This window comes from Sphingopyxis sp. C-1 (assembly GCF_001047015.1).
Lineage (GTDB): Bacteria > Pseudomonadota > Alphaproteobacteria > Sphingomonadales > Sphingomonadaceae > Sphingopyxis.
Map to the genome: position 1 here is coordinate 2,382,376 of NZ_BBRO01000001.1, position 13,921 is coordinate 2,396,296.

The window sequence follows — 13,921 nt, forward strand, 5'->3', positions numbered from 1 at the left end:
GTTGTTATCGTCGATTCAGATTTACTTCGTGCGGTATAAAGAGAGGCGCATAGCCGTAACGTCAGCCCTCGATCTTCGAGAAATCGGCCACGCCATGCACCGCGCCGGTAAATCGGGCGAGCAATCCAAGGCGATAGGCGCGGATTGCTTCGTCGGCATCGTTGACCATCACGCCATCGAAAAAGGCATCGATTGGAGCGCGGAGGCTGGCAAGCGCGGCCATGGCATCGGTAAAGCGTTCGTCGGCGACGGCCGCAGAGGCTGCGGGTTCGGCCGCGTCGAGGGCCTTGAGCAAGATCGCGTCGGCATCGGTCGGCGGCGTCGAAGCGGCGGCGGCGCTCACCTCGCCTGCCTGCTTCAGGATATTCGCCGCGCGCTTGTAGCCAGCGAGCAGGTTGGTGCCGTCCTCGGTCGCCATGAACGCCTGAAGCGCATTCACGCGAGCGAGCAGGCGGACGAGATCGTCTTCGCCCCCGAGCGCGAACACCGCGTCGATCAGGTCGTGGCGGACGCCGGCTTCACGCTGCTGGACCTTGAGGCGGTCGGCGAAGAAGTCGAGCAAATCGCCGTCAGCGACCGCAAAGCGCAGCCCATTTTCGGTCAGGGTCCGGATGACGCCCAGCGCCGCTCGGCGAAGCGCGAACGGATCCTTCGACCCTGTGGGCTTTTCATCGATCGAAAAGAAGCTGCGCAGCGTATCCAGCTTGTCCGCAAGCGCCACAGCCACCGTCACCGGCGCCGTCGGCACGTCATCGCCCTGCCCGACCGGTTTGTAATGGTCGCGGATCGCGTTGGCGACATCGTCAGGCAGGCCTTCGGCGCGGGCGTAATATCCGCCCATCAGGCCTTGCAGTTCTGGGAATTCGCCGACCATTTCGGTGACGAGGTCGGCCTTTGCCAGACGCGCGGCGAGTTCGGCCTGGTCGGCCAGCTCTTCCGTGTTCCCCGGCGAAGGCCGGGGTCCAGGGCTGGATGACGCTGCCGTTTGCTCTGTACCGCTCTGGGCCCGGGCCTTCGCCGGGGTACGGTCTGTGACGACACCTTCCTCGACCAGCCAGCGCGCGAGCTTCGCGACGCGTTCGACCTTGTCGGCGACGGTGCCGAGCTTTTCATGGAAGGTGATGTTCGCGAGCTTCTCGGCGTGCTGCGCCAGCGTCTTCTTCTGATCCTGTTCCCAGAAGAAGCGCGCATCGGAAAGCCGCGCCGCCAGAACCTTGCGATTGCCCGCAACGATCTCGGCGCCGCCGTCGACCGCGTCGATGTTCGCGGTGCAGACGAAGCCGTTCGCCAGCTTGCCCGCCGCGTCGTTCACGACGAAATATTTCTGGTTCACGCGCGCCGTGAGCTGAATGACCTCGGGCGGCACTTCCAGAAACGCTTCATCGAAGCGGCCGAGCAACGGCACCGGCCATTCGGTCAGACCGGCGTTCTCGATCACCAGTCCCTCATCCTCGACCAGCGTCAGCCCGGCGTCGGCCGCGGATTTGGCGGCGCCGTCGCGGATGATCGACTGGCGTTCCTCATGGTCAACGATGACATGGCACGCGCGCAGCTTTTCGGCATAGTCGGATGCCGAGCCGATCGTGATCTCGCCAGGGCAATGGAAGCGGTGGCCGCGCGTCGCGAAACCCGCGGAAATCCCGCTAACTTCACACGCGATCAGCTCTTCGCCAAAGATCGCAACGATGCCCGACAGCGGGCGCACCCAGCGCAGGCTTTCGCTGCTCGCGCTTTCCTTGCCCCAGCGCATCGACTTGGGCCAAGCGAAGGCTCGGACGATCGCGGGAATTGCTTCGGCGAGCACATCGGCGGTGGCCCGGCCGGGCTTGTCGATCACGGCGAAATAGACGCCGTCGCGGTCCTCAAGCTGGTCCTGCGTCAGGCCCGTCTTGCGCAAAAAGCCTTCGAGCGCCTGCGGCGGCGCGCTGCTGCGCGGGCCCTTGAGTTCTTCGCTGACCGCTGCCGTCGCTTCGGGCAAGCCCTTGGCGATTAGCGCAAGGCGGCGCGGGGTCGACCAGATGGTGAGATCAGCCGCTTCCAGTCCCGCGGCCGACAATTGCGCCCGGAACAGCTTTTCAAGCTCGGCGCGCGCGCCAGCCTGCATCCGCGCCGGAATTTCCTCGCTGCGCAGTTCAAGAAGAAAATCGGTCATTGCAAATCCTCCCCGCTTGCGGGGAGGGGGACCATGCCGGAGGCATGGTGGAGGGGGCTATCGGCCTTCGACCTAAGCAGCGCAATTACGCCGTCCATATTTTCCAACACATCCTTCGCCGCAATGCGGACGACCTCAAATCCTTGCGCGATGAGGAACTCATCTCGGGTGGCATCGCGGACCGGAGCCGTCCCACGGCTATGCGCCTCGCCGTCGATTTCAATAATCAGCTTCATCGCCGTGGCGCAGAAGTCAGCAACATAAGCGCCGACGGGATGCTGACGGCGAAATTTTACCCCGAGCTTCTGTCCGCGCAATTGTTCCCACAAAAGCACCTCGGGCAACGTCATCTCACGGCGAAGTTTACGTGCAGTGTAGACCCGTGGCCGTTGGAGGCTCCGCGCCCCCCCTCCACCACGCTTCGCGCGGTCCCCCTCCCCATTCCGGGGAGGATTGGATAGCGCGGTCACAGCGTCCACCCCGGATATTTGGCGGTCCAGCGTTCGGACTGGCTGTCGATCCACGCCTTGCAGCTGCCTTTTGCGAGGTCGCGCACGCGCGCCATATAATTGGCGCGTTCCTGCACGCTGATCACGCCGCGCGCCTGGAGCAGGTTGAAGAGGTGGCTCGCCTCGATCGCCTGATCATAAGCCGCAAGCGGGACATTCGCCGCAATCGCGCGCTGACATTCGGCCTCGGCGGCCTTGAAGCCAGCGAACAAGGTATCGGTGTCGGCAACCTCGAAATTCCATTTCGAGAACTGCTTTTCATTCTCGAGGAACACATCGCCATAGCTGACCGCCGCGACATCGCCGACCGCGTCGGAAAAGCGCAGGTCGTACACATTGTCGACATTCTGAATATACATGGCCAGCCGTTCGAGCCCGTAAGTGAGCTCGCCCGCGACGGGCTTGCAGTCGAAGCCGCCCATCTGCTGAAAATAGGTGAACTGGGTGACTTCCATCCCGTCGCACCAGACTTCCCAGCCCAAACCCCATGCGCCAAGCGTCGGCGATTCCCAATCATCCTCGACGAAGCGGATATCGTGGAGCAGCGGATCGATACCGATCGCGGCGAGGCTGCCCAGATATTGTTCCTGCAGGTCGGCAGGCGACGGCTTCAAAATCACCTGATATTGATAATAATGCTGGAGCCGGTTCGGGTTCTCGCCATAGCGACCGTCGGTCGGACGGCGGCTCGGCTGCACATAGGCGACGTTCCACGGCTCGGGGCCGAGGCTGCGCAACGTTGTCGACGGGTGAAAAGTCCCCGCCCCCACGCGCATGTCATAAGGCTGTAAAATCGCGCAACCGCGCGCCGCCCAATAGGCGTGCAGCGTCAGGATCATGTCCTGAAAGCTGAGTGGTGTCTTGTCCGCCCCGTCGGCCACGGCCGCAATTCCTTCGCAGGTGCAAAAATCGCCGCCGCATTGGCCCAGCGGCGGCGCATGGTCAAGGCTCCCATCCCTTCGCCACGGCGCGAAAATGCTCGCTTTAGTCAGGTCTTCAGAACTTTTTGTAAGGTGTTATTGACACAGTCAGCGAATCGCGACATATAGTCATGCATACCTGACATCAAGACAGGTTCAGTTGACCAAGACCCATCGATCCAAGGAGACAAGACATGATGACCCGCACGCTGATCCTCGCCCTCTCGCTCACCGCGGTCGCAATGCCCGCCACAGCGCAGGCAAAAGAGGAGACGGCCGTCGTCCGTATCGACGACCTTAATCTGGCTCGCGCCGCGGATCGCGACCAGTTGAACACCCGCCTGAAAAGCGCCGCGCGCAGCGTCTGCGACAACCGGACTCGCGGCGCCGCAGAAAACGGCCGCCGCGCGGTATGTGTGTCCGCAGCGTTGGCACAGGCCGAAAGCCACGCCCAGCGCGCGATCGCTCAGGCGCAAGGCGGCACGCAGCTTGCGCTGCTGATGGTCAGCGCCGCTCGATAAGTGCGGAAGCAACGGCTTCGTTCGCGCCGCTCCGATCCGGTGGCGGCAGGCGACTTGGGCTGGAGCGCCCTTCCCCCCGGTGGCGGCGCTCCAGTCCCTTGTTCCCCAATTTCCTGTCTGGCGAAGCCTATCCGCCCCTGTCGCTCCAACTCCGACCACCCAAAGAGGCTCGACAAAATATTCCCCTTCGCCGCCAATTTGATGGCTATGGGATGTCGATGATCCTTCGGGCGGAAAAACTGGCGAGGCGCCGATGAACAACAAGTTGAAAGTGCTGCGCGCGATGCGGAACTGGAGCCAGGCGGAGCTTGCCGACCGGCTCGATGTCTCGCGGCAGGCGGTGAATGCGATCGAAACGGGGAAATATGACCCGTCGCTGCCGCTCGCCTTCAAGCTCGCGCGCCTGTTCGACATGCCGATCGAGGAAATCTTCGACGACGGCCACGAAGGAAATGACAATGACTGATGCCGATGTTTCGAAGCCCCGTCGCCGTATGTCTCCCCGGCAAAAGCGCTACTGGACCTCGCTCGGACTCGCCGCGGTGATCGGCGGGATCGTCGGCGGCTGGATGGTCGCCGATCAGGCCGATGCACCGCATTCCGCCGCGACGCTGTTCAGCGGCGCGCTGACGCCGGGCTTCGCCATCGGCGCCTCGCTGGCATGGGCAATCGGCCTCGCGATCTGCATGATCATCTATCACCGCGCGATCGACGATCATGAGGAACGCGCCTGGCTCTGGGCCAGCATGGCCGGATGGTACGCCTTTATCTTTCCGGCTCCCGTCTGGTGGGTCCTCCACCGCGCCGGCATGGCACCGCCCGTCGATGCGATGATTTTGTTCGTCTTCTCACTGGTGGCGAACTGCATCGTATATCTATGGCTGAAGTTTCGCTGACCCCTTTCCGCTTTCCGCGCAAATGTTTAAGCCGCTCAAGAAAGGCAATTCTCCGATGAAGACCTGGTTCAAGACGCTTACCGCCGGATGCGCGATCGCCGCGCTGACCCCGGCTGCGGTTTTTTCCGTCCACGCCGCCGAACCCGCGACGGCAGCGGCCACGCCGACGACCGATGCCGACCCCGCATTGTGGGTCGTCAAGGACGATGACACGACGATTTATCTCTTCGGCACCGTCCATGTTCTGAAACCCGGCCTCGGTTGGTTCGACGAAGCGGTGAAGACGGCTTTCGACAAATCCGATGAGCTGATGCTCGAAATGGTGATGCCCGAGGACCAGGCGGCGATGGCGAAGGAAATGATGCCGCTGGCGATGGACCAGAGCGGCAAGACACTCTCCTCCCGTCTCGATGCCGAACAGCTCAAGGCTTATCAGGCCGCGCTCGCGAGCCTTGGTATAGCGCCCGCGCAGTTCGATTTGTTCGAGCCTTGGTTTGCCGCAATGACCCTGTCGGTGCTGCCCGTCACCAAACTCGGTTACGACCCCGAACAGGGCGTCGAAAAACTTCTGACGAGCTCCGCCAAGAAGGCCGGCAAGCCGATTGCTGGCTTCGAAACGCTGAACCAGCAACTCGGCTATTTCGATACACTTCCCGAAAGCCAGCAGATCAGCTTTCTGAATTCGGTTGTCAGTGATCTCGACAAGCTGGGGCCGCAGCTCGACAAGATGGTCGTGCAATGGGCGAAGGGCGATCCCGAGGGGCTCGCCGTGACGATGAACGAAAGCCTGGCCAAGACGCCTGAACTCGCCAAGGTGCTGCTTTGGGATCGCAATGCGCGGTGGGCCGATCAGTTGAAGGCGCGGATGGATCAGCCCGGCACGGTGTTCGTCGCCGTTGGAGCAGGCCATCTCGCGGGCGAGAAGAGCGTCCAGGATTACCTCAAGGCAAATGGGCTCATCGCCAAGCGGGTCAAATATTGAAGGGAGCATCGCGCCCTTCGCAGCATTGGGGTCGCCGCTTTGCGGTGGCCCTTTTGCCGTGCCTGCTCGCCGCATGCGGTACCGCAGACCCGGCACAACAGGCGCGTCCCGCAATGTGGCTGGTCGCCGACGAGGACACGCAAATCTATATGCTCGGCGCGATGCACGCGCTGCCGCGCGGCACGGAATGGGATGGCGGCAAGGTTGCCGATGCCATCGCCGCGGCCGACGAATTGGTGATGGAATTGTCGCCCGCCGAACTCGCGAATGCGGGCGCCGTCTTTCAGACGCTCGCCCCGCGAACTGAGCCGCTCGCAATGGCGAAACGGCTCCCGCCGGAAGCGCTCTCCGGTTACCGCGCGCTGGAGGCCGCCGGGGGCGATTTCGGCGGCGACGCACTCGACGACTGGGCGGTGATGGTGATGATGGGCCAGCGGGTGGCGCAAAAAGCCGAGCTTGATTCGTCGAACGGCGTCGAAACGCGCCTGACCGCGCAATTCAAGGACGCGCGAAAGCGAATTGGCGGCCTAGAGACGGCGCAGGAACAGCTCATGTTCTTCGAAACGCTCGACCCGGCGACGCAGCGTACGCTCCTGACCCACGCGGCCGAGAAGGCGGGCAATGCCGTGAAAGACGTCGGCGCCCTCACCACCGCGTGGGGCCGCGGCGATGTCGCGGCGCTGGAGCGGGTCATCAACGAAGATGTCGATGCCGTCCCCGCAGCGCGCAAGGCGATCCTCACCGACCGCAACCGGCGCTGGAGCCTATGGGTGCAAAAGCGGCTGGAGCAGCCCGGCACGGTACTGATGGCAGTCGGCGCGGGGCATCTGGTTGGGTCCGAAGGCGTACCTGCGATGCTCGAGGCCGAAGGGCTGAAGGTTACGCGCGTACAATAAGCGGGTTTACCAGCCATGACGAAGCAAGAGAAGCGTAGCCGGAAATCACTCACGCTTGCATTTCCGCCGCTTCCCCGCTAAGCGCCCCGGCTTCCGTCATGGTCATCCCTGGAGGCGTGGCGGAACTGTGTAACTGTTTCTCGGAGAAATATCATGAGCGATCAGCTGACGCTGACGGCCGAGACGCGCGAACGCGGAGGCAAGGGAGCCTCGCGTGACCTGCGTCGTAATGGCCGCGTCCCCGCCGTTGTCTATGGCGGCAAAGAAGAACCCCTGATGATCCACGTCGAAGAAAAGCTGCTGATGAAGCAGCTCATGACGGGTCATTTCATGAACTCGGTCGTGATGATCGACGTGGGTGGCAAGACCATCCGCACCCTGCCCAAGGACGTCGCTTTCCACCCGGTCAAGGATCGTCCGATCCACGCCGATTTCCTCCGCATCTCGAAGGACGCCAAGGTCACCGTGGCAGTTCCCGTCGTGTTCGCGAACGAAGAAGCCTCGCCGGGCCTGAAGCGCGGCGGCGTGCTGAACATCGTCCGTCACGAGCTGGAAATCGCCTGTGACGCGGACAAGATTCCTGACGAGATCACGATCGACGTCACCGGTTTCGACGTCGGCGATTCAATCCACATCAGCAACGTCACCCTTCCCAAGGGCAGCGAAAGCGCGATCACCGATCGCGACTTCACCATCGCCACCATCGTCGCCCCGTCGGCGCTCAAGTCGAGCGACGGCGACACGACGAAGGACGAAGGCGAAGCTGCCGAAGGCGGCGACGAAGCCTAATCCCGTTCGGCCGGCCCCTTCCTCGATCGGAGGGGGCCGCCAACGACAGACCCTGAGAAAGGCAGTCTCATGCAGCTCTGGGTCGGCCTCGGAAATCCCGGGCCCCAATATGCGATGCACCGTCACAATGTCGGCTTCATGGCCGCGGACGTCATCGCCGACCTTTATGACTTTCCCGCGCCAGCCAAGAAGTTTCAGGGCTGGGTCCAGGAAGGCCGTATCGGATCGCAGCGCATCCTGCTGCTGAAACCCGGCACCTTCATGAACGAAAGCGGTCGTAGCGTGCGCGCCGCGCTCGATTTCTATAAATTGACCGCGCAGGACGTCACCGCCTTTTACGACGAGCTCGACCTCGCGCCGATGAAGGTCAAGGTGAAGCAAGGCGGTGGGGCCGCCGGCCACAATGGCATTCGCAGCATGATCCAGCATATCGGCGAGGATTTCCGCCGCGTGCGCATCGGTATCGGTCATCCGGGCCACAAGGACCGCGTCACCGGTCATGTGCTCGGCAATTATCACAAAAGCGAAATGGAACCGCTGATCGACCTTTTGGGTGCGATCGCTGCCGAAGCGAAGTGGCTCGCCGACGGCGACGATGTTCGCTTCCAGAGCGACCTCGCGCTGCGCCTGCAGGCGTGATCGCGACGCGCACTGCGACCGTCGCCGACCGCGATGCGGTCGTCGCAATCTGGGAAGCATGCGGCCTGACGCGGCCCTGGAACGACCCCGGAGCGGACTTCCTTCGCGCGCTGGGTCATGATGCGTCGACCGTCATCCTCGCCGAGCGCGATACGCGCATTATCGGCACCGCCATGACGGGTTTCGACGGGCACCGGGGATGGATCTATTATCTGGGCGTCACCCCGGACCAACAGGGTCAGGGTATCGCGCGCCAGTTGCTCGACACATCATGCGAATGGCTGCGGCTGCGTGGCTGCCCAAAGGTCGAACTGATGCTTCGCGACGGCAATCCCGCAGCGGGCCTTTACGAGCATGTAGGCTGGAAACCCCAGGACGTCCGCGTCTTCGCCCGATGGCTCGCTGGTGAAGATGGGCATAACTGACCGCTCACCATGTCACTGAAGCGTCATATGAATCATACTCTCCCGACTTGGTGAAGCCATCTAGCTGACACCTCCCTCTGCAATCGGTGCGCCACCTCATCCGGACAACGAGTCCGGAGCTCAACCGAAAACAGGGGAACTGCATTGTCACATCTTACCGACGAAGCCCGCGCGCCTTTTCGCGGCGAAACTGACGGCCTGCCGGGGCCGGACAGTCTCGAGGCCATCGTTGCCCAAAATCCGACGCGCCGTACGCTGCTGAGAAACGGCCTGTTCGGCTTGTCGATCCTCCCCGTCATGGCCCTCGCCGCTTGCGATGACACCAGCGGCGATCCGACCGTCACCCTTCCGCCCAACCCGACCCCGACGCCGACCCCCACGCCGACCCCGCCGCCGAGCTTTGCAGCCAGCTTCGCCGCGGTCGCTGCGAACCAGAACGACGCCGTGACCGTGCCCGCGGGCTACACCGTCGACGTGCTGCTGAAAGCGGGCGATTCGGTCGAGGCGGGTGCGCCCTATACCGGCAGCTTCCCGACCCCCGCGATTGCCGAGAAATGGGCCGGCGGAAATCACGACGGCATGGAATATTTCGCTTTTCCGGGCGTCGACGCGAACAACCGCGGCCTCCTGGCGATGAACTATGAATATCCCGACTTCAACATCCTGATGGCAGGCACGTACAACGCGGCAACCGCGACCGCCGACCAGAAGGCGATCGCACTCTCGGCCGTCGGCATCGGCGTCGTCGAAATCGCCAAGGGCAGCGACGGAAAATGGGCGGTCCAGGCCGGATCGACTTATAACCGCCGCTATACGGGCAACAGCAGCTATCGGCCGAGCGGCCCGGCCGCCAGCCGGCTGTCGTCCTCGATCAAGGGAATGCTCAACAATTGTTCGAGCGGCCGCACGCCGTGGGACACCTATCTCACCTGTGAAGAGACGATGGACAATTATTTCGACCCGACGCAGCCGACCACGGACTATGGTTGGGTTGTCGAGATCGACCCGCGGCGCGAACTGGCGCAGCCGACGAAGCGTACCGCGATGGGCCGCTTCAACCACGAAAATGTGGCCTACATGACGAACAGCGCCAATCGCGTCGCTTTCTACATGGGCGACGACACGACGCCGGGCTGCATCTATAAGTTCATCCCTGCCCAGGCGTACAGCACCACGAACCGCGCAGCGAATACCGACCTGCTCGACAATGGCACGCTCTATGTCGCGCGGTTCAATGCCGACGGCACGGGCGAATGGCGCGCGTTGATCGCCGGGCAGAACGGCCTGACCGCAGCCGCGTCGGATCCGGGCAACGTCAGCCAGAGCACGACGCCGCCCACCCCGACGATCGTCAATTTCAACAACCAGGCCGATGTGCTGCTCAACTGCCAGTCGGCAGCGCGCGTCGCAGGCGGCACCGTGATGGATCGTCCCGAATGGCTGACCGTCGCTCCCGACAACAAGGCGGTCTATTGCACGCTGACCAACAATAGCGGCCGCCGCGTCGTCGACCCCGCCAACCCGCGTGTCACCAACCTGCACGGGCACATCATCAAGTTCCGTGAAGAAGGCGATTCGCCGCTGGCCACCAAATTTACATGGGAAATCTTCCTGACCGCTGGCGACCCGTCGCTTTCGGCTGGCGGCAGCAATCTGGTCGGCAACATCGTCGGCGACACCTTTTCCAGCCCCGACGGTCTCCGCATCGACCCGCAGGGCCGTATGTGGGTGCAGACCGACCACAGCGTCCCGGGCAATTCGGGCGTGGCTGGCAGAACGATCGATCAGGCCTTTGGCCACAATGCGATGTTCTATGTCGATCAGGTGAGCAAGCAGTCGAAGCGCTTCCTCGTCGGACCGCTCGGCTGCGAGATCACGGGCCTTGCTTATACGCCCGACCTGCGCACCTTCTTCGTCAACATCCAGCACCCGACCGGAAACTGGCCGGTTGCCGGACAGCAACCGCGCTCGTCGACGATCGTCGTGCGGCGGACCGACAATCAGCCTGTCGGGAATTGATATCGCGCGCCGCCCGCTTCCGCCATGGAAGCGGGCGGCCGCCTCATACGAATTTCATATCGCCGAAGATCCAGCGCCACGGCGCGCCGGTTTCACCCAATATATCGCGCACGATCATCGGAAACGCCGCCTCGGCGCGAACGTCGTTCGACATGATCAGCACGCAGCGCTGACCCTTTTCAAGGCAGACGAGGGTGTTACCCGTCGAATCATTGTGCCCGCCGCGGAAGAAGGCGGCACCCTGCGGTCCGGTAAAAGTGATCAAGCCGACGCTCGATGCGACGCCCGTCGGCTGCTCTCCCGCCGGGGCGTCCCCGTCCAGCGTCGGGAATTGGGTTCGCGAGCGGATGGCAAGGCCCGGCCGCAAAAGTTCATTGCGCGATGCCTTCGACAACCCCTGCCCCGACACCAGTGCCGCCGCGAAATTGGCCAGATCGGAAATCGTCGTATCCATCGACCCGGCCGCCCGAACGCGGCCGCGCTCGTCGTGCGGCACCGCTTTGCCGTCGATCTCCCAGCCATCGGCCAGATTGGCCGCGAAATCGGGGCGCCAGACGAGGCTGCTGTTCGGCATTTTCAGCGGATCGAATACAAGCCGCTGGATTTCCTTGCCCGCGTCGAGGCCGAGCCCCTTCTCGATGCCGAACTGAAGCAGCATGATGCCTTCACCCGAATAGCCATAGCGGCTGCCGGGGTCGAAATGGATGCGCAGCTTTTCATCGGGTTCGAGGAAATGGAAATTCGCAAAACCGGTGCTGTGGTTCAACACGATGCGCGGCGTGATCGTCCGCCACCGATCGTCGCCCGCGAGATCGCCCCAATTGCCATAGGCGTCGAGATTGCCATAGTCGGGCAGCGGTTTCGTCAACATGCCGGCGATCGGCTTGTCGAGATCGACCTTGCCCTCGTCGACCAGCCGCAGCACGCTATAGGCAAAGACCGCCTTGGTCAGGGACGCGCCATACATGATCGTATGAGGTGTGAGCGGGTCACCTTTGGCGTTGCGCTCGCCGAACGCCTGCACCGAGACGACCTTGCCCCTGTCGATCGTCGCGATCGCGAGGCCGCGTGCGCCGGTCGCGCTCATCGCCTTTTGCGCAGTCCTGGCAATAGCCTCTCGGTCGGGGATAGATTTGGCCGCTGCGGGTGTCGCCATCAGTAACGGCAGCAACCAGCCAAGTTTCGCACCGCGCATCGCGACCTCCCGATATCAAGACACAGAGACTGCTATATTATAGCAATACACCATGCAAGATGCTGCCGTCAGGGCGATTTTCTTTGTGGAGGCGGCGGCGGCGATCCGTCGCGCGTCTGCGACATCAAGATGACGCACATCGTCCGGTGCGCGGGATGCGAGCCGCATGCAACGCCGGCATAGCGATGTGTCGAACGCAGCAGGCTGTGGCGGTGCCCGCGATCGGGAACCCCGTCGTCGATCAGCAACTGGTCGACCACGCCTTCGGGTGTGTGATGGCCGTAGGTGATGACTTCGTTCACATAAGGCCCGCCGCCGCGCGCCTTCATGCGCTCGCCGGGGCCGCGCCCCTTCGTATAGTGGCCGACCGCCCCCGACCGTGACTGGATCGCGACATGATCGGCCGCGGCGCGCGACAACGCGTCGCTCCATTCCAGCGTCGGCAGCGGCTTTTCGCGGCCGAGGTCGCGGATCGCCTCATCGACTGCGACAACGCCTTCGCGCGTCATGATGTCGATCTCGCTATCGTCTTCAGCGACCAGCAGCTTGCCCTCGAAGCGCGGACGATAGTCGCGCAGATAGTCGGTATAGGCAGCCGGGTCGCTCCGAAAGCGGTTGAGTTCGGTGAAGACGCCCTCTTCGAAACGGCTCTGTGCAGTAGCCGCGGCGGATACGCCGAAAAACACAAGAACGCCGGCGGCAACAAGGAAGCGGGGTTTCGTCATGGCCGCAGCGATAGAGCCGCAAATCTGAACGGCGCGCAACGGCGAAACCGCCCGCAAAGACTGGCGCACAGAGCAATCTGGCGCTAGGGGCGCTGCAACACCGGCGCCCACTCAACAATGCGCCGAACCTCACGGAGTTTTTATGGGTTTCAAATGCGGGATCGTCGGCCTGCCCAACGTCGGCAAGTCCACCCTGTTCAACGCGCTGACCGAAACGGCAGCAGCGCAGGCGGCGAACTATCCTTTCTGCACGATCGAGCCGAACATCGGCAACGTCGCGGTGCCCGACGCGCGGCTTGAAAAGCTCGCCGCGATCGCGAGCAGCAAGAAGATCATCGCAACCCAGCTCGCCTTCGTCGACATTGCGGGCCTCGTTCGCGGCGCGTCGAAGGGTGAAGGCCTGGGCAACCAGTTCCTCGGCAATATCCGTGAAGTCGACGCGATCGTCCATGTGCTGCGCTGTTTCGAAGATGACGACATCCAGCACGTCGAAAACAAGGTCGATCCGGTCGCCGACGCCGAAACCGTTGAAACCGAGCTGCTGCTCGCCGACCTCGAAAGCCTCGAAAAGCGCGTTCCCGCCTTCGCCAAGAAGGCCGCGCAGGGGGATAAGGAAGCGAAGATTGCCGCATCGGTGCTCGGGCAAGCGCTCGACCTGCTGCGCGAAGGCAAGCCAGCACGGCTCGTCGAGCCGAAGGATGACGAGGAAGCCCGTGTGCTGCGCACCGCCCAGCTCCTGACGTCAAAGCCGGTGCTCTACGTCTGCAATGTGGACGAGGGCAGCGCCGCGAACGGCAACGCCTTTTCCGAAAAGGTCTTCGCCAAGGCTGCATCGGAGGGCGCACAGGCCGTCGTCGTGTCAGCGGCGATCGAAAGCGAATTGGTCACGATGGACATGGCCGACCGGCTTGAGTTCCTCGAAGAAATGGGTTTGCACGAAACCGGCCTCGCGCGTGTCATCCGCGCCGGTTACGAGCTGCTCCACCTCATCACCTTCTTCACCGTCGGGCCGCAGGAAGCGCGCGCGTGGACCGTTCACACCGGAGCCACCGCACCCGAAGCCGCGGGCGAAATCCACAGCGATTTCCAAAAGGGCTTCATCCGCGCCGAAACGATCGCCTATGACGACTATGTCACGCTGGGCGGCGAAGCGAAGGCACGCGAGGCGGGCAAGCTGCGCGCCGAAGGCAAGGCCTATGTCGTCCACGATGGCGACGTGATGCACTTCCTGCACAGCTGATCGGGAATTCGTC

Annotated in this window: 15 protein-coding genes; 10 read left to right on the top strand and 5 right to left on the bottom strand. The window is 63.1% G+C overall.

From position 1 onward, the window contains the following. Nucleotides 1-61: 61 nt before the first annotated feature. The 3 genes from glyS to SC1_RS11215 form a co-directional block, all read right to left on the bottom strand. Entirely contained in the window at nucleotides 62-2,152 is a 2,091-nt protein-coding gene (glyS, locus tag SC1_RS11205) for a glycine--tRNA ligase subunit beta (protein WP_062181478.1), read from the bottom strand. After that, nucleotides 2,149-2,502: an endonuclease domain-containing protein gene (locus SC1_RS11210; RefSeq protein ID WP_062181481.1), complete on the bottom strand. Its 354-nt coding sequence runs from the start codon at nucleotides 2,500-2,502 to the stop codon at nucleotides 2,149-2,151. The genes glyS and SC1_RS11210 overlap by 4 nt, the downstream gene beginning before the upstream one ends. A gap of 116 nt (nucleotides 2,503-2,618) precedes the next feature. Beyond that, on the bottom strand, nucleotides 2,619-3,500 hold the full coding sequence (locus tag SC1_RS11215) for a glycine--tRNA ligase subunit alpha (RefSeq protein ID WP_062184001.1): 882 nt from the start codon (nucleotides 3,498-3,500) through the stop codon (nucleotides 2,619-2,621). A 275-nt stretch (nucleotides 3,501-3,775) separates the two neighbouring features. Here SC1_RS11215 and SC1_RS11220 point away from each other — a divergent pair, with 275 nt between their 5' ends. From SC1_RS11220 to SC1_RS11260, 9 genes are all read left to right on the top strand, one after another. Continuing rightward, a complete protein-coding gene (locus tag SC1_RS11220; protein WP_062181485.1) occupies nucleotides 3,776-4,102 on the top strand; it encodes a UrcA family protein in 327 nt (108 codons plus the stop codon). 253 nt (nucleotides 4,103-4,355) lie between these two features. After that, nucleotides 4,356-4,568 carry a helix-turn-helix transcriptional regulator gene (locus SC1_RS11225; protein ID WP_062181488.1) on the top strand — a complete coding sequence of 71 codons (213 nt, stop codon included), beginning with the start codon at nucleotides 4,356-4,358 and terminating at the stop codon, nucleotides 4,566-4,568. Beyond that, nucleotides 4,561-4,998: a hypothetical protein gene (locus tag SC1_RS11230; protein WP_062181491.1), complete on the top strand. Its 438-nt coding sequence runs from the start codon at nucleotides 4,561-4,563 to the stop codon at nucleotides 4,996-4,998. The genes SC1_RS11225 and SC1_RS11230 overlap by 8 nt, the downstream gene beginning before the upstream one ends. 55 nt (nucleotides 4,999-5,053) lie before the next feature. Continuing rightward, complete coding sequence (locus SC1_RS11235; protein ID WP_062181494.1) at nucleotides 5,054-5,980, top strand: TraB/GumN family protein; 927 nt, start codon at nucleotides 5,054-5,056, stop codon at nucleotides 5,978-5,980. 44 nt (nucleotides 5,981-6,024) lie between these two features. Further along, complete coding sequence (locus SC1_RS11240; RefSeq protein ID WP_238586661.1) at nucleotides 6,025-6,876, top strand: TraB/GumN family protein; 852 nt, start codon at nucleotides 6,025-6,027, stop codon at nucleotides 6,874-6,876. A 153-nt stretch (nucleotides 6,877-7,029) separates the two neighbouring features. Beyond that, the gene (locus SC1_RS11245) at nucleotides 7,030-7,665 is read left to right on the top strand and encodes a 50S ribosomal protein L25/general stress protein Ctc (protein WP_062181500.1); all 636 of its coding nucleotides are present in this window, start codon (nucleotides 7,030-7,032) and stop codon (nucleotides 7,663-7,665) included. A 69-nt stretch (nucleotides 7,666-7,734) separates the two neighbouring features. Then, complete coding sequence (gene pth, locus SC1_RS11250) at nucleotides 7,735-8,304, top strand: aminoacyl-tRNA hydrolase (protein ID WP_062181502.1); 570 nt, start codon at nucleotides 7,735-7,737, stop codon at nucleotides 8,302-8,304. Further along, nucleotides 8,301-8,729, top strand: coding sequence for a GNAT family acetyltransferase (locus SC1_RS11255; RefSeq protein ID WP_062181505.1), 429 nt, complete (start codon nucleotides 8,301-8,303; stop codon nucleotides 8,727-8,729). The genes pth and SC1_RS11255 overlap by 4 nt, the downstream gene beginning before the upstream one ends. A 144-nt stretch (nucleotides 8,730-8,873) precedes the next feature. Next, nucleotides 8,874-10,748, top strand: coding sequence for a PhoX family phosphatase (locus SC1_RS11260; protein ID WP_062181507.1), 1,875 nt, complete (start codon nucleotides 8,874-8,876; stop codon nucleotides 10,746-10,748). Between the two features lie 43 nt (nucleotides 10,749-10,791). Here the strand turns inward: SC1_RS11260 and SC1_RS11265 are convergent, their stop codons facing one another. Further along, entirely contained in the window at nucleotides 10,792-11,943 is a 1,152-nt protein-coding gene (locus tag SC1_RS11265; RefSeq protein WP_062181510.1) for a serine hydrolase, read from the bottom strand. 68 nt (nucleotides 11,944-12,011) lie between these two features. After that, nucleotides 12,012-12,668 (bottom strand): CAP domain-containing protein, encoded by a 657-nt coding sequence (locus SC1_RS11270; RefSeq protein WP_062181513.1) that lies wholly within the window; start codon nucleotides 12,666-12,668, stop codon nucleotides 12,012-12,014. Between the two features lie 142 nt (nucleotides 12,669-12,810). Here SC1_RS11270 and ychF point away from each other — a divergent pair, with 142 nt between their 5' ends. Continuing rightward, complete coding sequence (gene ychF, locus SC1_RS11275) at nucleotides 12,811-13,908, top strand: redox-regulated ATPase YchF (RefSeq protein ID WP_062181516.1); 1,098 nt, start codon at nucleotides 12,811-12,813, stop codon at nucleotides 13,906-13,908. Nucleotides 13,909-13,921: the final 13 nt, after the last annotated feature.

What these genes read in the sequence shown, in the direction of transcription:
- glyS (WP_062181478.1), bottom strand. Translation starts at nt 2,152, where the DNA reads ATGACCGATTTTCTTCTTGAACTGCGCAGCGAGGAAATTCCGGCGCGG.
- SC1_RS11210 (WP_062181481.1), bottom strand. Translation starts at nt 2,502, where the DNA reads ATGACGTTGCCCGAGGTGCTTTTGTGGGAACAATTGCGCGGACAGAAG.
- SC1_RS11215 (WP_062184001.1), bottom strand. Translation starts at nt 3,500, where the DNA reads ATGATCCTGACGCTGCACGCCTATTGGGCGGCGCGCGGTTGCGCGATT.
- SC1_RS11220 (WP_062181485.1), top strand. Translation starts at nt 3,776, where the DNA reads ATGATGACCCGCACGCTGATCCTCGCCCTCTCGCTCACCGCGGTCGCA.
- SC1_RS11225 (WP_062181488.1), top strand. Translation starts at nt 4,356, where the DNA reads ATGAACAACAAGTTGAAAGTGCTGCGCGCGATGCGGAACTGGAGCCAG.
- SC1_RS11230 (WP_062181491.1), top strand. Translation starts at nt 4,561, where the DNA reads ATGACTGATGCCGATGTTTCGAAGCCCCGTCGCCGTATGTCTCCCCGG.
- SC1_RS11235 (WP_062181494.1), top strand. Translation starts at nt 5,054, where the DNA reads ATGAAGACCTGGTTCAAGACGCTTACCGCCGGATGCGCGATCGCCGCG.
- SC1_RS11245 (WP_062181500.1), top strand. Translation starts at nt 7,030, where the DNA reads ATGAGCGATCAGCTGACGCTGACGGCCGAGACGCGCGAACGCGGAGGC.
- pth (WP_062181502.1), top strand. Translation starts at nt 7,735, where the DNA reads ATGCAGCTCTGGGTCGGCCTCGGAAATCCCGGGCCCCAATATGCGATG.
- SC1_RS11265 (WP_062181510.1), bottom strand. Translation starts at nt 11,943, where the DNA reads ATGCGCGGTGCGAAACTTGGCTGGTTGCTGCCGTTACTGATGGCGACA.
- SC1_RS11270 (WP_062181513.1), bottom strand. Translation starts at nt 12,668, where the DNA reads ATGACGAAACCCCGCTTCCTTGTTGCCGCCGGCGTTCTTGTGTTTTTC.
- ychF (WP_062181516.1), top strand. Translation starts at nt 12,811, where the DNA reads ATGGGTTTCAAATGCGGGATCGTCGGCCTGCCCAACGTCGGCAAGTCC.